At 34.8% G+C, this 18,581-nt stretch carries 17 protein-coding genes; 6 read left to right on the top strand and 11 right to left on the bottom strand.

Going from position 1 to position 18,581, the window contains the following annotated elements:
- Positions 1 to 5: 5 nt before the first annotated feature.
- Together ABDJ41_RS17290 and queA are read right to left on the bottom strand one after the other, a co-directional pair.
- Positions 6 to 698, bottom strand: a complete 693-nt coding sequence (locus ABDJ41_RS17290) for a 2-C-methyl-D-erythritol 4-phosphate cytidylyltransferase (RefSeq protein ID WP_349787334.1) — start codon at positions 696 to 698, stop codon at positions 6 to 8.
- Between the two features lie 85 nt (positions 699 to 783).
- Entirely contained in the window at positions 784 to 1,833 is a 1,050-nt protein-coding gene (gene queA / locus ABDJ41_RS17285) for a tRNA preQ1(34) S-adenosylmethionine ribosyltransferase-isomerase QueA (RefSeq protein ID WP_349787333.1), read from the bottom strand.
- 171 nt (positions 1,834 to 2,004) lie between these two features.
- Here queA and ABDJ41_RS17280 point away from each other — a divergent pair, with 171 nt between their 5' ends.
- Positions 2,005 to 3,246, top strand: coding sequence for an ABC transporter permease (locus ABDJ41_RS17280; protein ID WP_349787332.1), 1,242 nt, complete (start codon positions 2,005 to 2,007; stop codon positions 3,244 to 3,246).
- A 157-nt stretch (positions 3,247 to 3,403) separates the two neighbouring features.
- On the opposite strand, the gene ABDJ41_RS17275 is transcribed toward ABDJ41_RS17280, so the two are convergent.
- Positions 3,404 to 3,961, bottom strand: a complete 558-nt coding sequence (locus ABDJ41_RS17275; protein WP_349787331.1) for a methylated-DNA--[protein]-cysteine S-methyltransferase — start codon at positions 3,959 to 3,961, stop codon at positions 3,404 to 3,406.
- Between the two features lie 94 nt (positions 3,962 to 4,055).
- Entirely contained in the window at positions 4,056 to 5,249 is a 1,194-nt protein-coding gene (locus ABDJ41_RS17270; RefSeq protein WP_349787330.1) for a pyridoxal phosphate-dependent aminotransferase, read from the bottom strand.
- Between the two features lie 136 nt (positions 5,250 to 5,385).
- Between ABDJ41_RS17270 and ABDJ41_RS17265 the strand changes: the two genes are divergently transcribed.
- Positions 5,386 to 6,363 (top strand): cation diffusion facilitator family transporter, encoded by a 978-nt coding sequence (locus tag ABDJ41_RS17265; RefSeq protein WP_349787329.1) that lies wholly within the window; start codon positions 5,386 to 5,388, stop codon positions 6,361 to 6,363.
- Positions 6,364 to 6,377: 14 nt separating this feature from the next.
- On the opposite strand, the gene ABDJ41_RS17260 is transcribed toward ABDJ41_RS17265, so the two are convergent.
- Positions 6,378 to 6,599 (bottom strand): hypothetical protein, encoded by a 222-nt coding sequence (locus tag ABDJ41_RS17260; protein ID WP_349787328.1) that lies wholly within the window; start codon positions 6,597 to 6,599, stop codon positions 6,378 to 6,380.
- A 213-nt stretch (positions 6,600 to 6,812) separates the two neighbouring features.
- Between ABDJ41_RS17260 and ABDJ41_RS17255 the strand changes: the two genes are divergently transcribed.
- Positions 6,813 to 7,253: an NUDIX domain-containing protein gene (locus ABDJ41_RS17255; protein ID WP_349787327.1), complete on the top strand. Its 441-nt coding sequence runs from the start codon at positions 6,813 to 6,815 to the stop codon at positions 7,251 to 7,253.
- 12 nt (positions 7,254 to 7,265) lie between these two features.
- Here ABDJ41_RS17255 and pdeM read toward each other — a convergent pair whose 3' ends face one another.
- Genes pdeM through ABDJ41_RS17235 form a run of 4 tightly spaced genes read right to left on the bottom strand, consistent with a single transcriptional unit; the run spans position 7,266 to position 13,056 of the window.
- Positions 7,266 to 7,901 carry a ligase-associated DNA damage response endonuclease PdeM gene (gene pdeM, locus ABDJ41_RS17250; RefSeq protein WP_349787326.1) on the bottom strand — a complete coding sequence of 212 codons (636 nt, stop codon included), beginning with the start codon at positions 7,899 to 7,901 and terminating at the stop codon, positions 7,266 to 7,268.
- Positions 7,898 to 10,435: a ligase-associated DNA damage response DEXH box helicase gene (locus ABDJ41_RS17245; protein WP_349787325.1), complete on the bottom strand. Its 2,538-nt coding sequence runs from the start codon at positions 10,433 to 10,435 to the stop codon at positions 7,898 to 7,900. The genes pdeM and ABDJ41_RS17245 overlap by 4 nt, the downstream gene beginning before the upstream one ends.
- A 3-nt stretch (positions 10,436 to 10,438) precedes the next feature.
- Entirely contained in the window at positions 10,439 to 12,052 is a 1,614-nt protein-coding gene (locus tag ABDJ41_RS17240; protein ID WP_349787324.1) for an ATP-dependent DNA ligase, read from the bottom strand.
- On the bottom strand, positions 12,049 to 13,056 hold the full coding sequence (locus ABDJ41_RS17235) for a ligase-associated DNA damage response exonuclease (RefSeq protein WP_349787323.1): 1,008 nt from the start codon (positions 13,054 to 13,056) through the stop codon (positions 12,049 to 12,051). Before ABDJ41_RS17235 ends, ABDJ41_RS17240 begins: the two co-directional genes overlap by 4 nt.
- A gap of 97 nt (positions 13,057 to 13,153) precedes the next feature.
- Between ABDJ41_RS17235 and ABDJ41_RS17230 the strand changes: the two genes are divergently transcribed.
- Complete coding sequence (locus ABDJ41_RS17230; RefSeq protein WP_349787322.1) at positions 13,154 to 13,861, top strand: Crp/Fnr family transcriptional regulator; 708 nt, start codon at positions 13,154 to 13,156, stop codon at positions 13,859 to 13,861.
- A gap of 25 nt (positions 13,862 to 13,886) precedes the next feature.
- Positions 13,887 to 14,375, top strand: coding sequence for an Lrp/AsnC family transcriptional regulator (locus ABDJ41_RS23010; RefSeq protein WP_502930343.1), 489 nt, complete (start codon positions 13,887 to 13,889; stop codon positions 14,373 to 14,375).
- Positions 14,376 to 14,441: 66 nt separating this feature from the next.
- Here the strand turns inward: ABDJ41_RS23010 and ABDJ41_RS17225 are convergent, their stop codons facing one another.
- Together ABDJ41_RS17225 and ABDJ41_RS17220 are read right to left on the bottom strand one after the other, a co-directional pair.
- Positions 14,442 to 15,323 (bottom strand): alpha/beta hydrolase, encoded by an 882-nt coding sequence (locus tag ABDJ41_RS17225; RefSeq protein WP_349787321.1) that lies wholly within the window; start codon positions 15,321 to 15,323, stop codon positions 14,442 to 14,444.
- A 34-nt stretch (positions 15,324 to 15,357) separates the two neighbouring features.
- Positions 15,358 to 16,179: an alpha/beta hydrolase gene (locus tag ABDJ41_RS17220; RefSeq protein ID WP_349787320.1), complete on the bottom strand. Its 822-nt coding sequence runs from the start codon at positions 16,177 to 16,179 to the stop codon at positions 15,358 to 15,360.
- A 51-nt stretch (positions 16,180 to 16,230) separates the two neighbouring features.
- On the opposite strand from ABDJ41_RS17220, the gene ABDJ41_RS17215 reads away from it, so the two are divergent.
- A complete protein-coding gene (locus ABDJ41_RS17215; RefSeq protein WP_349787319.1) occupies positions 16,231 to 18,561 on the top strand; it encodes a TonB-dependent receptor in 2,331 nt (776 codons plus the stop codon).
- The last annotated feature ends 20 nt before the right edge of the window (positions 18,562 to 18,581 follow it).

The following is an 18,581-nucleotide window of genomic DNA, read 5'->3' as shown; positions in this document are numbered from 1 at the left end:
CTAAACTATGTGGGATTAACTGGTCTCTTTGTTTTTTTGATAAATATTGATGCTATCTCTAAATCTTCGGGATATGTGATCTTTATGTTTTCTCTTTCGCCTGCTATTAAGTTAATCTTATATCCGGCATATTCAGCTACAGAAGCGTCATCTGTAAATTCGTTTCTATAAGGTATTTGGTATGCTTTTTTAAGCATCTCTACTTCAAAAGTCTGAGGGGTTTGTATCAAGGCTAGCTTTTCTCTGCTTAAAGCCTCACTTTTGCCGTCTTCCTGCACACTTCTAACTGAATCTGTAGGTGTAATGCCAATAATGCAATTGCTTGTTTCCTGTGCTACTTTATAGGATTGGGAGATCAATTTAGCAGAGATCAATGGCCTTACAGCATCATGGACAGCTACAATTCCTTTCCCTTTAATTGCTTTTAATCCATTTTTTACAGAATGATATCTTTGTGTGCCACCTTTGATTACCTGATGAGGGATTTGAAAGTTATATTTTAAACACAGCTCTTCCCAGTATTTGTGTTGATCAATATTCAGGACCAATAAAATCTGCGGTTTATATATACATTCATTAAACGCGGTTATGGTATGCATAAGTACTGGTTTCCCATCTAATAATAAGAATTGTTTGGGTATAGTGCTTTGCATTCTGTTGCCAGATCCTCCGGCTACTATAATCGCATAATGTTTCATAATGTATTGTTTTTAAACAAAAATAGGAGATTTAAAACGTATAGTTTCAAATCTCCTATTAATATATTTTAAGAAATATGTCTTATCAGATGATTAACATTGCATCACCATAGCTATAGAAACGATATTTTTCTTTTAAAGCTACATCATAAGCATGTCTTACGTAATCGTAACCACCAAATGCACTTACCATCATTAACAAGGTAGATTCTGGAGTGTGGAAGTTGGTAATCATTGAGTTTGCAATACTGAAATCGTAAGGAGGGAAGATGAACTTACTGGTCCAGTCATTTGCTGGTTTAAGTAATCCCCCAGAAGAAACTGCAGATTCTATAGCACGCATTGATGTTGTACCAACAGCACAAACTCGTTTTTTACGCTCAATGGCCTGGTTTACAATTTTCGCATCTTTTTCTTCAATAATGAATTGCTCTGAGTCCATTTTATGTTTGGTAAGATCCTCAACTTCAACAGATCTGAAGGTACCTAAGCCAACGTGTAAAGTGACTTCTGCAAAGTTGATGCCTTTTAATTCCAAACGTTTCATCAGCTCTCTGCTAAAGTGTAAACCGGCGGTAGGAGCAGCAACAGCACCTTCATGTTTTGCGAAAATAGTCTGGTATCGTTCTTTATCCTGAGCTGTAGCTTTACGTTTGATATATTTTGGTAAAGGTGTTTCACCTAAAATTTCAATGTTTTTTCTAAATTCTTCGTCTGTTCCATCAAATAAGAAACGGATAGTACGACCACGGGACGTAGTATTATCTACCACTTCTGCAACTAAAAGATCATCGTCGCCGAAATATAATTTATTTCCAACACGGATTTTACGTGCGGGATCCACTAAAACATCCCATAAGCGAAGTTCTTTGTTAAGCTCCCTTAATAGAAAAACTTCAATAGTAGCACCCGTTTTTTCTTTATTACCGTATAAACGGGCTGGAAAAACTTTAGTGTTGTTCAGAATCATCACATCCTGATCATCGAAATATTCTAAAACATCTTTAAATATTTTATGTTCAATTTTACCACTATCCTTGTGTAAAACCATTAAACGGGCTTCATCTCTTTGTTCAGCAGGGTTATTGGCAAGCAATGATTCAGGTAAATTAAACTTAAATTGAGATAACTTCATATGTTTTAATGTAATATTTAAGGCCGCAAATTTACAAATTATTATCCTTAATAATGTAAAATTATTTTATAGGTGCTAATTGAATTGAATATTATTTTCTTTTGATTTTTTTTAGATGATAATTTATGATTGCTGTAACCTTTTTGGCTAGTTTTGATCTAAACAATAATTATGATTATTTTCAGACTAATAAGAGAGAGTTTTCGGTTCGCAGCAGATGCATTGCGGCAAAACAAACTGAGGACTATGCTTTCCTTATTAGGAATCACGATTGGAATTTTTGCAATTATTTTTGTTTTTACAGCAACAGATACTTTTAGAAGTAAACTTCAGGATAGTATTGATAAATTAGGTTCTAAAACAATTTTTGTACAAAAATGGCCTTGGGGAGGTTTTGGTAGTTATCCGTGGTGGAAATATGTAAATAGACCTGAACCCTCATTAAGAGATTATGCCGCACTAAAGGAGCGCCTGGAATACGCCGAGGGAGTGTCATATGAGATTTATGCAGATAGCAGAACCGTAAAATATCGTAGTAATTCTGTTGAGGGAGCAGGACTAAAAGCCGCTTCTCAAGATTTTAATAAAACATGGTTAATAGACTTTCAGGAGGGACGATATTTTACTGAAAATGAAGGGCATTCAGGTTCTCCTGTCATTATTCTAGGTGCTGATATTGCAGATGGATTATTTAATGGTGAACCTGCTGTTGGAAATAAAATTATAGTAATGGGGCGTAGGATGACCGTTGTTGGTGTTTTTAAGAAAGAAGGCGATGATATGCTTGGTATGTCTCAAGATAAAAATGTCCTAATTCCCTTAAATTTTGCAAAAGGTTTATTTGATGTAGAAAGTGGACGTTATGATCCTACCATTACTGTAAGGGGGAAAGAGAATATTGATTTAGAAGAAATAGAAAGTGAAATAAGAGGTGCAATGCGTGCAGCACATAAAATTAAACCCGGTGTGGAAGATGATTTTGCATTAAATAAAAGTACCATTGCTTCTAATCAGCTCGACCAGATGTTTAGTGTTGTAAATATTGCTGGCTGGGTAATTGGTGGGTTTTCTATTTTGGTAGGTGGTTTTGGAATTGCGAATATTATGTTTGTGTCAGTTAAAGAGCGCACTAATATCATAGGTATACAGAAATCTTTAGGTGCCAAAAACTATTTTATTCTTTTACAATTTTTATTCGAGGCTGTTGCTTTATGTTTACTTGGCGGTGGATTAGGAATTTTACTGGTATATATTGGTACTTTGATTACAGGAGCATTGGGTTTCACTATGATTCTTTTCTTAAATAATATATTGCTAGGGGTAGGAGTCTCATTCGCAATTGGAACAATATCGGGTTTCTGGCCAGCATACTCTGCATCGAAGCTAGATCCTGTCGAAGCTATCCGTTCGTAAATGGTGGGTCTTCCTCTTAAAAAATAAGCATGACTACTCGAAAGCTGGAACATTTTACGTAGAAGAAGCGTAAAATTCTTATGCTTTCTCACAGCGTACTTATTTTTTAACATGTCAGTACAGCCTAAACCCGATACTTTTATTTAATAGTACAGTGTTACTTAAATAGATTGCCGTCTGGTATTTCAGAGTTTTCTCTTTCAAATTTTAAAAGCCATTTTTTCTTGTCAATTCCACCTGCATAACCAGTCATGCTTCCATTGCTACCAATAACACGGTGGCATGGGATAATAATGGCGAGTCTGTTACGACCATTGGTTGTAGCTATAGCACGGATGGCTTTTGGATTGTTCATCTTATAGGCTTGCTCTTTGTAGGAGCAGGTAGTGCCATAAGGGATTTCCTGAAGTGTTTTCCATACTGACTGGACAAAATCGTTTCCAGGTGTGTGGATAGAAACTTCGAAAGTCTTTCTCTTTCCTTCGAAATATTCCTGAAGTTCAATCTCAAGTTGATCTAAATGTTGATTGCGACCTTCAACAGGAATTGCATTTAGTAGATTTTGCAGTTCATTAATCTCTTTGTCTAATTTGATACGGTTGGTAAACTCAAGCATGCATATACCTTCATTTGTGGCACCAGCTAGCATAGGACCTAAAGGGGTTGAAAATTCTGTCATGGTAATTTCTCTTTTGGTATTGCTGTTAGTTTCCATGAGTTTTTGTTTTTATGGTAGTAAATAAAAAGGAGCCTGATCATTAATTAAAATGCAGGCTCCTTTTTGGAAATTAATATTCTTATATAAATGCTTAGCTTAATTTAGCTAATGCATCCTTGATTCTTGATACTGCTTTTCTTAATTGATCTTCAGAAGCTGCATAAGAGAGACGGATACAATCTGCATTTCCAAAAGCTTCACCTGTTACAGTCGATACATGTGCCTCATTTAACAAGTATAAAGAAAGATCTTCAGCTGAATTGATTACAACATCTCCATTCTTTTTACCGAAGTAAGATTTTATTTCAGGGAAGAAATAGAACGCACCATCTGGTAAGTTTACATTTACACCAGGGATTTCTGATAATAAGGCATAAACGATATCTCTGCGTTTTTTGAACTCAGCAACCATTTCATTTACAGAATCTAAACCTCCTTGGTAAGCTACTAAGGATGCACGTTGTGCAATAGAGCAAGTACCAGATGTAATTTGTCCTTGTAATTTATCACAAGCATTTGCGATTTCTTTATTAGCAGCCATGTATCCTGATCTCCATCCTGTCATAGCATATGATTTAGAGAAACCATTGATCAGGATTACCCTGTCTTTAATAGAGTCAAATTCGGCTATTGATGCATGTTGTCCAACAAAGTTAATGTGCTCATAAATCTCATCAGAAATGATGTAGATATTGGGGTACTTTTCAAAAACAGCAACTAAATCAGCAAGTTCATCTTTGCTATACACAGAACCCGTAGGGTTACATGGAGAAGAGAACATAAATAATTTAGTTTTAGGCGTAATTGCAGCTTCAAGTTCTGCGCCAGTTATTTTAAAGTTATTTTCAACTGTTGCATTGATGAATACAGTTTCACCTTCACCAAGTTTAATCATTTCTGAGTAAGAGACCCAATAAGGAGTTGGTACGATTACCTCATCTCCTGGATCAACTAGGCACATAACAGCGTTAGCCAATGATTGCTTTGCACCTGTAGAAACGACAATCTGGTCGAAGCTGTAAGTCAATCCATTTTCTCTCAATAACTTTTCTGCAATTGCTTTACGTAGTTCAGGATAACCTGAAACTGGGCTATAGTAAGAAAAGTTGTCGTCAATAGCTTTCTTCGCGCCTTCCTTAACAAAATCAGGTGTAAAAAAGTCTGGTTCCCCAAAGCTGAGGTTAATAACGTCTATCCCTTTTGCAGATAGCTCTCTCCCTAACTTCGCCATTTTAATGGTTTGTGACTCAGATAGGTTGTTGATTCTTTTGGATAAAAATGTCATAATGATTAATGCGCAAGCAAATATTGTTTTGTGAAATAGCAAATATAGAAACCTAACCGAATTATAAGCCATAAAAAAATACTTTTTATCATACTTTGACAAGTAAACAGTATTTTTGACGGCAAAACACAGCGATTTGCAACCTCAAAAAAAAGCCATACTTATTGCAATGTGCCTCAGCATATTGATTATGCTGGCCAAATTTGTAGCCTATTTCATAACCAATTCCAATGCTATTCTAACTGATGCTGCAGAGAGTATAGTTAATGTACTAGCCAGTAGTTTTGCTTTTTACAGCATTTATTTAGCTACATTACCAAAAGACACAAATCACCCTTATGGACATGGTAAAGTAGAGTTTTTTTCTGCGTTTATTGAGGGAATACTGATTGCTCTTGCTGGAATTATTATTGTTTTTAAGTCTGGATACGATATTGTTTATCCAAAGCAAATTGGTCAGCTTTTTGAAGGTGCGACTATTATTGGGGCCACAGGATTGGCCAATCTTGTATTAGGTTATTATTTAATCAAGACTGGGAAAAATCATAAATCAATTACACTTGAGGCAGATGGGAAACATTTGCTTATAGATGCCATTACCAGTGCTGGACTGGTTTTGGGAGTTTTATTGATTAAAATTACTGGAATATTTGTCCTAGATAGTATTATCTCTATTTTGCTGGGATTGTATATTATATATAATGGATACAAATTAACCAGAAGATCGGTAGGGGGATTAATGGATGAAAGTAATGTAGAACTGGTAAAAAGTATCATAGACATCCTTCAATCAAACAGGAAAGATCCCTGGATAGATGTACATAACTTAAGGGCACAACAATATGGTGCTGATTTGCATATCGATTGTCATATTACTTTGCCATATTATTTTGACTTGAACCGTGTGCATCAGGAGATTTCTGATATAGACAGGATGATAAATGGTAATGCGGATCGTAAAACTGAATTATTTATTCATGCTGACCCTTGTTTACCTGCCTGCTGTAATTATTGCAGAATGAAAGAATGTCCTGTAAGGCAAGAACCATTCAGGGGAGAAATAAGGTGGACAATCGAAAACGCTACTAAAAATCAAAAACATTTTGATCAATAGTTGAGAGTTCTCTTCTATTGTTTCTTTATTCTCTTTTTTGGTGAGCCAGCAATATCGGGCGCTGACTGTAATCCCAATATGGTTTCAATAGTAGTTCTGTTTTTATTATAGTCTGCCAGGATTACCTGAGCCTGCTGTAATTCTTTTTCTAATTTTTCTATTTCATTTTTGATTGAGGTAATCTTATTGTTTAATAAATTTTCAATCGATTTTTTATTATTTGCTGACTTTGCCATAGCTCTATTTTTTATAAATAAAACCAAAAATAAATCAGATTGTTTGATTATTTTTATCAGACCATATGAAATTTTAGAGTTAAATTATAGTGGATTTATGGAATTGATTATTACCTTTGTAGTGAGAGCGTTAATTTAAGGGGTGTAAGTCTGATGATTTATGCCCCTTTCTTATTTACTTAACCTCTATTTCTGATATACTATAACTTAATAATGAGCTATTTTAATGTAAGGGTGTACGGTTTGTTAATCAACAATAAAAACGAGGTGTTGGTTAGTGACGAACAGTCGGGGGGGCGTATGTTTAGTAAATTTCCTGGTGGTGGTCTTGAGCTTGGTGAAGGTCTTATTGAAGCATTGAAAAGGGAATTTATTGAAGAATGTAATGCAGAGATTGAAGTACTTGAACACCTTTATACTACAGATTTTTATGAGCAATCCTCTTTCAATGATAGTCAGATACTAAGTATTTATTACATGGTAAAAGAAGTACATCCATTAATACTTAATTTTAAGACAGAACCTTTTGATTTTGATGAAGGAGCATTACAATCTTTCAGGTGGATTTCATTGGATAAACTTAAAACAGATGATGTAACTTTTAAAACTGATAAGAATGCAATAGAACTGTTATTGAAACAGTATGATTTATAGATTTAGCAGGTTTTAAACCTGCATAATTTTACCGGGGGTAAGTGCAAAAATTAAATCTCCCTTTTGTGGTTTCATAATTTTTAATCCTGTAAAAACACTAAAAGCAGGTAGTATTGCCTGATGTTTACCAAAATAAAAGCAAGGAAACTTTAATTGTTGTTTTGCTTTACCATATAATATTATACCCGGATGAATATGACCTGATATATTATAAAAGTCATCATTCTCTGCAGGGATATCATGAATAAACCGGAAAGGAGCACAGCATAATTCCTTAGTATAGTAATCAATATTTAAAGCTTCGTAATCCTCGTGTCTTAAGGTATCATGGTTCCCTTTTACTAGTATTACATTTAAGTTGGAGTAACTTCTTCTCCATTCCATAAAAGCATTTGCATCGCTGTTGATATTATTATGAAACATATCTCCTGTAATAAGCAAAGTTTCTGGAACAAGCTCTTTCATTAATGAAGTTAGTCGCTGTAAATCTGTTAATCCTACGGTACCTGGTACCTGAATTCCAGACTTCCGGAAGTAAGCAGATTTTCCGATATGCAAGTCGCTGACAATTAGCATTTGTTTTGCATGCCAATAAATTGCTCTTTCCTTATTAAGTATAAATTGTTCGCCTCTGCATTTAATATTCATTTTCTTTGTTTGTTTTTACGTCGGGTTGGTGACAGTCCTTTTTCAGATTCAGCAGTCATCCTTTCAATACGCTGGCTCAATTCTTCGGAACTCATATTGTCTCGTAAGCTATCGACCTTAATTGGAAAACATAAAGGGGTATAACGTTCAGTTTTTACAATAATTACTCTACTGAATTGTATACGGTTTAAAGCAGCAGCTAGTCGCGGCTCTTCGATTTGTTGGTAAAACGCTTCATCATAAGCCTGTCTTAATAGTAAATTGTGTTTATCATAATCACTGAAAACATTAAAAAATAAAGCAGCTGATGACTGCAAGTGTTTATTCGCAAGATATTTTCCTGGATATCCCTGGAAAACAAGACCTGAAATGCAAGCAATGTCTCTGAATTTACGACGTGCCATTTCAGTAGCATTAATACTAGCTACAATATCATCACTTAGATTCAATGGTGTAAACAATGCTTTGATGTTATCCTCATCAAGAGGGATGGGGTGTTCGCTTAATAGTTCAAAACCATAATCATTCATGGCCATAGAAAAAGTAATAGGTTTTATCATACTTAATCTGTAAGCAATCAGTGCTGCCATAATTTCATGTACCTGTCTACCTTCAAATGGATAAGCAAAAAGGTGATGACCATCTTTGGTATTAATTAACTCAATTAGAAATTCATCACTTTTAGGTACATGAGAAACCTTTTCCTGTTGTTCAAATAATGGTAAGATAAAATCCAATTCTATTTCGTCATGTGTTTTATTAAGTGTTTCATTATATTTTTTTCTAAGTAAGGCACCTAGGTTTGCTGTTAATGACATGCGCCCGCCAAGCCAGCTTGGACTGATTGCTTGTTTTAATTTGCTTTTACGAACCAGAACCATCATTTCTTTAACCATTACAAATTCAAGTACCCTACCAGCAAGTGTAAAACTGCTGCCAGGTTTTAGCCTTGATATAAATGATTCTTCTATCATCCCAATAAATCCCCCGGTTAGATATTTTACTTTTAACATTGCATCGCTTACTATTGTTCCGATATGCAGACGATGGCGCATGGCAATTTGACGATTTTTAACTTTCCAAAGTCCATCATCAGGGTCTTTGCTGACTTTACTGAATTCATTATAGGCTGTTAAACTACTACCACCAGTAGTAATAAACTGCATTACCCATTTCCATTCCTGAGGTAATAATTCTTTAAAAGCATGGGTCTGTTTTACTTCAAAGAATATCTTCTCATCATCAAAACCATCACCTACAGCTATTGTAACCAGGTATTGGATTAAAGTATCAAAAGCCATCACAATGGGGTCTCTACTTTCAATGTCTTGTGTTCTTACAGCCTCTTTAATCGCAGCTGCTTCAACCAATTCAAGTGCATGCGTGGGTAAAAAGTATATTTTGGAAATCTCATAAGGAGAGTGACCACTTCTACCTGCACGTTGTAAAAAACGAGCTACACCTTTTGGCGATCCGATTTGTACAACTGTGTCAACAGGTTTAAAATCTACTCCCAAATCTAACGAGGAGGTACAAACAACGGCTTTTAGCAATCCAGTATGAATAGCATCTTCAATCCAGTTTCTTAATTCATAATCGATAGAACCATGATGAATAGCCAGTTGGCCTGCAAGATTTTCGTCTTGACCAAGTAAGGTTTGATACCATAATTCAGCTTGTCCACGTGTATTGGTGAAAATGAGGGTTGTTTTACTTTTATGGATAACTGGTAAAAGTTTGTGAGCCAGCTTGTGTCCCAAATGTCCTGCCCATGGTAACATATCAATATGATCAGGCAAGATAGAATGGATTTCTATTTTCTTTTCAATGTTGGCTTTCACAATGGTTTTTAGTACATCATGATATGGAACTAAAACTTCCATTGCTTGTTCCATGTTTCCAATGGTGGCAGAAATACCCCATATTCTTAGTAATCGTTCTGGATGCTTCTCGGTGATGATGCTTTTTATTCTGGAGATGGCAAGTTCAGTCATCACACCTCGCTTACTACCTATAAGTTCATGCCATTCATCAGCCACAATGCATTCTATTTGATCAAAATAGTTGAAAGTGTTTTTTTGAGCTAGCAATAGATGAATGCTTTCAGGGGTAATAATCAATACCTCCGGCATTTGTTTTTTCTGCTTAAGTTTTTCACTTTGTGATGTGTCACCATTTCGTATGCCTACAATCCAATTTAATTCCAATTCTGTACAGACTTCATTCATGGCACGTGCAAGGTCTTTAGCTAATGAGCGTAAAGGGGTAATCCATATCAGTTTTAGACCTTGATTGCTCTTCTTTTTCCTTGTTGGAATTGTTGATTTCAGATCCACTTTTTTATTTAGTTCGTCAATTAAAACTGCTAAGAAAATAGAAAAGGTTTTACCAAAACCAGTAGGAGCATTGATAAGGCCACAATATCCTTCCGCATAGTACTGCCAGGCATCTGTTTGAAATTTAAATGGTTTCTTTTTACTAGATTTTAACCATTTAATTACTTGTTTATATCCTTTACTATTTTCTAGCTGCATGAATTAAATTTGATTTGTAGTGTGGGATAGAGTAGATACCAGTAATTGTTTCAAATCTTCTAAAGTGTTGATATCTTCTGCTTTTTTGTCTTTCCTCCATCTGACAATTCGAGGGAACCTTAGAGCTAATCCTGCCTTATGACGTTTGCTCTCGGCAATGCCTTCAAAAGCGATTTCGAATACCAATTCCGGTTTAACTGTTCTTACCGGGCCAAATTTTTCAATGGCATTTTTAAGGACAAATGAATTAACTTCTTTTATTTCCTTATCTGTTAATCCGGAATAGGCTTTGGCTATGGTAATTAAATGATCACCATCTTTCACAGCAAAGGTGTAGTCTGTGTAAAAATTAGCCCTTCTTCCACTGCCTTTTTGTGCATAAATCATAACAGTATCAATAGTATAAGGGGTGACTTTCCATTTCCACCAATCACCCCGTTTTCTTCCAGTATGGTATAAAGAGTCTAGTTTTTTTAACATAATTCCCTCACTGTTGATGTCACGTGAAGACTGTCGAATCTGTGCCAGGCCGTCCCAATCATTAAATGCGATAATAGTAGATAGCATTACAATGTGAGGTGTTTTCAATTGTGTAACCACAACTTCCAGTAATTCTCTTCGTTTAAATAATGACTCATCACGAAGGTCTCTTCCTTCATATTCAAGTAAATCATAGGTGAAAAAACCAATAGGAGCATCATTTAACTGAGATTTGTTTATTGTTTTTCTATTGAGTCGCTGTTGAAGTATGTTAAAAGGTTGTACAATTCCATCTTTTACTGATAAGATTTCTCCATCAAGGACAGTCCCATCATCTAATTCATGCAACAGGAAATGTAATTCTGGAAATTGGTCCGTTACCAGTTCCTCCCCTCGTGACCAAATGAAGAGTTCTCCTTGACGTTTTATTATTTGTCCCCTTATACCATCCCATTTCCATTCTGCCTGCCATTCTTTAGGTTCACCAAGTGATGTAGGGGCTATTTCGAGCGCATAAGCTAAGCAAAAGGGATAAGGCCAGGAACTATTCGTATTAACATGTTTACCCTTTAGTAATTCATCATAAGTGATTTCTGATGGAAGCCATTTACCCATAATGATATGCATGATTTTATTGCTTTCAATTCCGCTTTGTTTTGCGAGCGCATTGACAAGCATTTTATGAGATACGCCAATTCTAAAGTTGCCCGAGATCAATTTGTTGAAAATGAAGCGTTCAGGGCTTTTTAGGCTGTTCCAGGATTTAATAATAAACTGTTTTTTAAAGGCTTCACCTTTATCGTTCAATGCTGCCAGAGCATTAACCCATTCATGAAGTTTAAGATTACTGTTGTCTGTTGGAGGAGGTAATATTAATGCAATGGTTTCACTCAGGTCGCCCACATTATGATAACTTTCTGAAAATAGCCATTCAGGTATACCGCTCAATTCGATTGCCCATTGTTTTATTAATTTAGTACTTACAGTACGTTTAGGGCGTTTCCCGGTAAACATTGCAATTACATAAGATTTATCCAAATCATCAGCTTCAATAAAATAATTAACAAGAGCTAGTATTTTATCATTATTCTTATTGCTCATTTCCAGCTGTTGGATAAGTTCAGTGAATCGTTTCATTTAATGTGTATTTTATCTTCATTTTCATCCAGATCTCCAAATTGTGTTTTTACCTCTTCAGCTGTAATCCCTATTTCGTTTAGATATTTACTAAACGTAGCAGTGTAACCATGGGTTACTAATACTTTTTCTGCCTGTGTAGCTTTGATGGCCGACAATAAGCCTGGCCAATCGGCATGATCGCTTAATGCAAAACCTGCATCTGCATTATGCCATCTTCTACTCGCTCTAACTTGCATCCAGCCAGAACAGATCCCAGTAGCTGCATTGATTAGGTTTTTTATCCATCGTCCCTCAGCCATGGCAGGTGGAACGATCACTATTCCATTTTGTAATAATTCTTTATTTGTTTCTGAGCTAATGCGGATAGTTGGGGGCAGGGGGACACCAGATGTAATAAATGCCTCATTCAGATTATCTATAGAACTGTGTACGTAAATCTGGCCATAGCCATTAAGTCCTTTTATTAAGCGTTGTGCTTTACCTAAACTGTAAGCAATAAGTATAGTTGTTTTTTTTTGATCACGGTTTATTGAAATCCAATCTTTAATTTGAGAAAAAATAAAATCTTGTTTCTGCCATTTATATATAGGTAGTCCAAACGTGCTTTCAGATATAAAAGTATGGCATTTAACTGGTTCAAAAGGTGTACTAATTCCATCATCCTCTACTTTGTAATCGCCAGAAATTACACATATCTCCCCTTTGTATTCAATTCTGATCTGTGCTGAACCAATTACATGGCCAGCAGGAATTAGACTCAATTTAACACCGTTAATATTGATTTCTTTATGATAAGGAAGCGTTTCTATATTTAAATCTCCTAAACGTTGGATAAGAACAGGTTTTGTTAGCTCATGGCAGAGGTATACTTTATTGCCCCATTTAACATGATCTGAATGCCCATGAGTTGTCACAGCAAGATCTACAGGCTGCCATGGGTCAATATAGAAATTGCCTATTCTACAATATATGCCTTTGCTGGTAAATTCTATTAACGCCATATAGGAATTAACACCGATTGTGCTAGTATAGTTTTAGCCGGCTGTCAATATGCATTTTTAAATTAAATCGTAATAAGTGTGGGTGTTTTATTTAAACATGTGTAGTTTATATGGAAAAAATAATTTTAATAACAACAAAAATTGTATGGATTGTAAAAATGTTGTGGGTGATTTTTTAGCTTATTTAGGTAACTACTTAGATATTAACCCAAAGATTTATGAATTAATTTCACCAATGCTTCAAGTTCGAGAGTTAGTTAAAAATGAGGTGATTGTTAATGAAGGTGAAATTTGTAGAGAAGCATTTTGGCTTCAGGCTGGTTATGGACGATATTTTAAGATAATAACTGATGAGAATGGAGTTGGTCATGATCAGACAATTGATTTTTGTAAGCCAGGTAGGTTTTTATTCGTGTCAGGTAGTTTTTTTGATGAATCCATTAGTGAATTTGGATTTGAACTTTCAGCCGGATCAATCATCATACCTTTTACAAAAAATGATTACGACTCTTTAATTCAGAGATGCCCTGAAGTAGCAACAATTGCAAACAAAATATTAGTGCTTGATAAATTTGAGGTAATCAGAAAAATGGATATGATGAAGATAAAACCAAGAGAACGATACCGAGAGTTCTTAATATTGTTTGAAGCAGATATTGAGCAATACTTTGCTATTAAGCATATTGCGAATAATCTAGGTTTGCAACCATCCTATTTAAGTCGTCTTAGAGGAGAGTTTCGTAAAAAGAAATCTGGATTAACAAAGTATCTGCAGATAGTTTTTATTACGCTACACTTCATTTAACTTACGCTCAAAATAAATAAATTATATGGCCCTCAAATTAGATAAAATAGATATTAATATATTAACGCAATTACAGAATAATGCTCGCATCAGTGACAAACAAATCTCTCGTATTATTCATCTATCACCTAACGCTGTAACAACCAGAATTAACCATCTTGAAAATGATGGTTACATCCACCAATATACTACATTACTAAACAAGACTAAGATCAATAGAAATCTAGAATGCTTTACAGGGGTTAATCTCACGCATAATAACCATCATACTGTAAGTTCTTTTTTGAAATATATAAAAGGTATACCCGAAGTCTATAATTTTTATCGAATAAATAGCATGTTCGATTTTTTAATACATATTGTCGCAGTAGATATACATGATTATCATAGGCTCTTAGTTAATAAGCTTACTAATCTACATTGTGTGAGTAATGCAACTTCATTTGTTGTATTGAATGAAACAGAAGGTTGTAATTCGCTTGATTTAAGTCATTTATTTGAGCGGTTTATTTAGGTACTTAAGAAATATATTGGGTATAGGAAGAATAACCAGTGGAAAGAAAATATAAATCTTCCCTGGTTATTTGTGAGGTTTCAGGGCATTAAAGTTGACTTCCATTTGATAAGGTTTTTTTTGTTCAATATAAGTTTGGATAAACCAGAGAATCTCATTACGGTTATCGTGCATAGGTGTACCGGCAATTTCATGCCCTTTGTTGTTTACAAATTGGAAATAGTAAGGGTATTTTTGTTTTTTAAAATAGCTAGCCAGGTATCTGGAACCAAACATTCCTCTGTTAAATAGTTTTATTTTGTTATAAACAACAACTTTGTCATCAGTTCCATGGAACATCATAGTAGGGGCTGGCGGAACTTTATATTTAGGTTTACCATTATAACTTAAAATTGAACCTGCAAATGCAATCACACCTTTATATTGGAAGTTATTGGGAAGCGGTTTAGTAATAGAATTGTTGTTTCTTTTTTCCCAATCAGCTTGCAATATGGTTACTGCACCAGCACTTGAACCTGAAAGTAGCACCATAGATGTGTCAATTCCTATTTCTTCAGAATTTGCAATAAGGTATGCCGTAGCATCATAAAGGTCTGTTACAGCATAAGATATAGCATTTTTTAGAACGCTTGTATTAAAAACTGTTGGCCATTTTTCTCCTTTTAAACCTAATCTATAATCTATAGATATGACTTTATAGTTGTTTTCTACAAGCTTTTTAAAGTAAGGAAGGTAATAACTGTCATCTCTGTTACCTTTAACAAATCCGCCACCAAATAAAAATATTATCGATGTTTTTTTTACATGAAGATCCTGATTGCTGTATACGTCTAACTTTAAAACCTGAGTATCTTTTGTGCTGTAGGTAAAGGTTTTTTTTATCTGAGAAAAGACATAAACATTCGATAGTATGATAAGTCCTGTTAAAAATAGCATTTTGTAATTCATGGCAATAGATTTTTTATAAACTAAAATATTGAATCTAATTATCCTGTTGTTTTAACCAGGTTGCAATGTAACTTAATACTTCCTTACTTTCAGGTTCATTATGCATTTCATGATACAAATTATCCCATTCCTTAAAGGTAAGTAAAGATTTTGGCGCCGATGCTGCAAACTGTCTGGAGCCTTCTACTGAAGTAAATTCATCAGCATTGCCGTGGATTAACAGTGTTTTGACATGTAAGTCGTTAGCATGTTTTAGACACCAACTACCATTTTGGATCATATCATTCGCAAGCCTAAAGCTTAATTTCCCGTGGCGTAAAGGATCATTTCTGAATCTTTCCACTACTGTCTTATCGTGAGATATTTTATTGATGTCAAGTCCTTGGGGAATACGGATATTTGGTGTAATTGAAGTAATTACTTTTAGTATTCCTTTAAGAAATGGTCCCGGACGTGTCCCTATAATAAGTGCTGGGGCTGAAATGACAGCGGCCATTAAATCTGGTTGACGTTTTAACAGAAATCCGGTTAATACACCACCACCCATGCTGTGGCCATACATAACCAATTGTTTATTGAACTCTTTTTTAACGTGAAGTAAAAATTCCTGGATATAATCAAACATGAATTCAAAGCCTTTGGAAGCCCCTCGTGGTCCATCACTTTTACCATGACCATAGTGATCAATACCAGTAACAGCAAAACCTTGCTCCATAAAAAATGTTGCAACGTGATCATACCGTTCTATATGTTCTCCAATTCCGTGAACAATGACCATTACCTTATTGAATCTTTCTGGTATCCAATTGATACCTCGAAATTTTTTTTGTTGATAAGACCAATAGAATTCCTTCATAATATGTAAGGTACCAGAAATCTTTCTATTTTTACAATTCACGATTTAATTATGCCAAACCCCTATAGGATTGTACTGATTCTTTTCTTTTTATTTGCTCAGACTGAAATTTTATCTGCTCAGAATAAACAAACACTCAATGGAACTGTAAGTGATGCAAAAACTGGTGAAACATTGATTGGCGCAAGTGTTAAATTAACTGGCGATAACATCGCCTCAACAATGACAAACTCTTATGGTTTTTATTCTTTAAATGTTTCGAAGGGAAATTATGAGATTTCTATAAGTTTTATAGGCTATAATACTATAAAAAAGAACATCGTTGTAAACAAGGACCAGCGCTTTAATTTTGTATTAGAAGAGGATAATCAGCTAAATGAAGTGGTTATTTCGGGTGTAAAAAGAAATGAAAATGTGAGTAGTCCACAGATGGGCTTACAGAAAATAAATGTAAAAGAAATTAATAGTGTACCTGTTTTACTTGGAGAACGTGATATACTTAAGACTTTGCAATTGCTACCTGGCATAAAACCTGCTGGAGAGGGTAATAGTGGCTTTTATGTAAGGGGGGGATCAACCGATCAGAATCTTATCCTATTGGATGAAGCACCTGTATATAACGCTTCCCATCTGTTAGGTTTTTTCTCAACCTTTAATTCAGATGCGATAAAAAATGTTAGTGTTTATAAAGGAGGGATGCCTGCTCAGTATGGAGGAAGACTAGCATCAGTATTAGATATTAAAATGAATGATGGAAATAGAAAAGAGTTTACTGCAGAGGGAGGGGTAGGACTAATTTCATCACGTCTTAAAGTTGAGGGACCTATAGTAAAAGATAAAGGATCATTTATGGTCAGTGCAAGAAGAACTTATATGGATGCTTTTCTAAAGTTATCATCGGATAGTGCTATAAATAGTAATACACTCTATTTTTACGACCTTAATGCAAAAGCAAACTATCAGCTGGACGAGAAAAATACGCTTTATCTTTCAGGTTATTTTGGTCGTGATAAACTAGGCCTTTCTGATACTTTTGGATTTAACTGGGGAAATGCAACGGTAACACTACGCTGGAATCATCTTTATAATAATAGACTTTTCTCAAATACATCATTGATATACAGTAATTATAATTATATAATTCAAAATTTTATGGAGGAAAATAACTTTGAAGTTAATTCTTCCATAAAGGATTTTAACCTGAAACAAGACTTTGAATATAGTCTTAGCAATAACCATAATTTGAAATTTGGTGTTAATGCTATACATCATACCATCGCGCCTGGAAAACTTACTGCAACAGAAAGTTCAAGTGTGAATGAAACCAATTACGAGGATCGGAAAGGTCTTGAATTAGCTGCATATTTATCTGATGAGTGGACGATTAATGACCAGATAAACCTTGTTTATGGATTACGTTTAAGTAGTTTTTCATTAATGGGCCCCGGAAATATTAAATCATATGATGCAGATGGAAACACCATTAGCAATATTCCTTATAAATCAGGTGAATTTGTAAAAACCTATTTTAATCTTGAACCTAGGGTATCTGCGGGTTATCAAATCAATAATACCAGTTCATTAAAGGCTGCCTATACCCGAAATGTTCAAAATGTGCACCTGATGTCTAATTCTACCTCTACATCGCCTACGGATTTATACATTATGAATAGTAATAATGTAAAACCTGAAATAGCAGATCAGATTGCAGCAGGATATTTCAGGAACTTTAATGATGATAATTATGAGTTTTCTGCCGAAATTTACTATAAATGGATGCAAAACCAGATAGAATATCGTAGTGGGACGGATTTAAGAGGTAATGGAAATGTCGAATCTGATTTATTGTATGGTGATGGCCGGGCATATGGACTTGAACTTTTCTTTAAAAAGAGATTTGGTAGATTTAATGGATGGATAGGTTATACCTGGTCGCGCACAGAGCGACAGTTTGATGCCATTAATAACCGTAAATGGTTTTATGCAAAACAAGACAGGACTCATGACTTATCTCTGGTAGGAATTTATAAAGCTAGTCCACGCTGGACCTTTTCATCTGTATTTGTTTACAATACTGGGAATGCTGTTACCTATCCAAGTGGTAAATACCAGATTAACGACCGGACAGTTTTCTATTATACCGAAAAGAATGGCCACCGTACTCCGGCTTATCATCGTTTAGATTTTTCTGCAACACTTGAAGGGAAACCTGGAAAAAAAAATCAGTCGAGCTGGTCATTTGGTATATACAACCTATATAACCGAAAGAATGCTTTTTCTATTGATTTTAAAGATGATCCGGATGATTCAAGTAAGACACAGGCAGTACAAACGACTCTTTTTGGAATTATACCGTCAGTAACCTGGAATTTTAAATTTTAGTATCATTAAGATTTTAAAGT

The sequence above is a fragment of the Pedobacter sp. ASV1-7 genome, from assembly GCF_040203335.1.
Lineage (GTDB): Bacteria > Bacteroidota > Bacteroidia > Sphingobacteriales > Sphingobacteriaceae > Pedobacter.
The sequence above is the reverse complement of the archived record's forward strand: the minus strand, read 5'-3'. Positions and strand labels throughout refer to the sequence as shown.

Excerpts from the sequence above, each read along its gene's own strand:
- queA (WP_349787333.1), bottom strand. The coding sequence starts at position 1,833 with ATGAAGTTATCTCAATTTAAGTTTAATTTACCTGAATCATTGCTTGCC.
- ABDJ41_RS17220 (WP_349787320.1), bottom strand. The coding sequence starts at position 16,179 with ATGAAGGAATTCTATTGGTCTTATCAACAAAAAAAATTTCGAGGTATC.
- pdeM (WP_349787326.1), bottom strand. The coding sequence starts at position 7,901 with ATGAATATTAAATGCAGAGGCGAACAATTTATACTTAATAAGGAAAGA.
- ABDJ41_RS17225 (WP_349787321.1), bottom strand. The coding sequence starts at position 15,323 with ATGAATTACAAAATGCTATTTTTAACAGGACTTATCATACTATCGAAT.
- ABDJ41_RS17270 (WP_349787330.1), bottom strand. The coding sequence starts at position 5,249 with ATGACATTTTTATCCAAAAGAATCAACAACCTATCTGAGTCACAAACC.
- ABDJ41_RS23010 (WP_502930343.1), top strand. The coding sequence starts at position 13,887 with ATGGCCCTCAAATTAGATAAAATAGATATTAATATATTAACGCAATTA.
- ABDJ41_RS17280 (WP_349787332.1), top strand. The coding sequence starts at position 2,005 with ATGATTATTTTCAGACTAATAAGAGAGAGTTTTCGGTTCGCAGCAGAT.
- ABDJ41_RS17275 (WP_349787331.1), bottom strand. The coding sequence starts at position 3,961 with ATGGAAACTAACAGCAATACCAAAAGAGAAATTACCATGACAGAATTT.
- ABDJ41_RS17290 (WP_349787334.1), bottom strand. The coding sequence starts at position 698 with ATGAAACATTATGCGATTATAGTAGCCGGAGGATCTGGCAACAGAATG.
- ABDJ41_RS17240 (WP_349787324.1), bottom strand. The coding sequence starts at position 12,052 with ATGAAACGATTCACTGAACTTATCCAACAGCTGGAAATGAGCAATAAG.
- ABDJ41_RS17230 (WP_349787322.1), top strand. The coding sequence starts at position 13,154 with ATGTGTAGTTTATATGGAAAAAATAATTTTAATAACAACAAAAATTGT.
- ABDJ41_RS17245 (WP_349787325.1), bottom strand. The coding sequence starts at position 10,435 with ATGCAGCTAGAAAATAGTAAAGGATATAAACAAGTAATTAAATGGTTA.
- ABDJ41_RS17215 (WP_349787319.1), top strand. The coding sequence starts at position 16,231 with ATGCCAAACCCCTATAGGATTGTACTGATTCTTTTCTTTTTATTTGCT.
- ABDJ41_RS17255 (WP_349787327.1), top strand. The coding sequence starts at position 6,813 with ATGAGCTATTTTAATGTAAGGGTGTACGGTTTGTTAATCAACAATAAA.
- ABDJ41_RS17235 (WP_349787323.1), bottom strand. The coding sequence starts at position 13,056 with ATGGCGTTAATAGAATTTACCAGCAAAGGCATATATTGTAGAATAGGC.
- ABDJ41_RS17260 (WP_349787328.1), bottom strand. The coding sequence starts at position 6,599 with ATGGCAAAGTCAGCAAATAATAAAAAATCGATTGAAAATTTATTAAAC.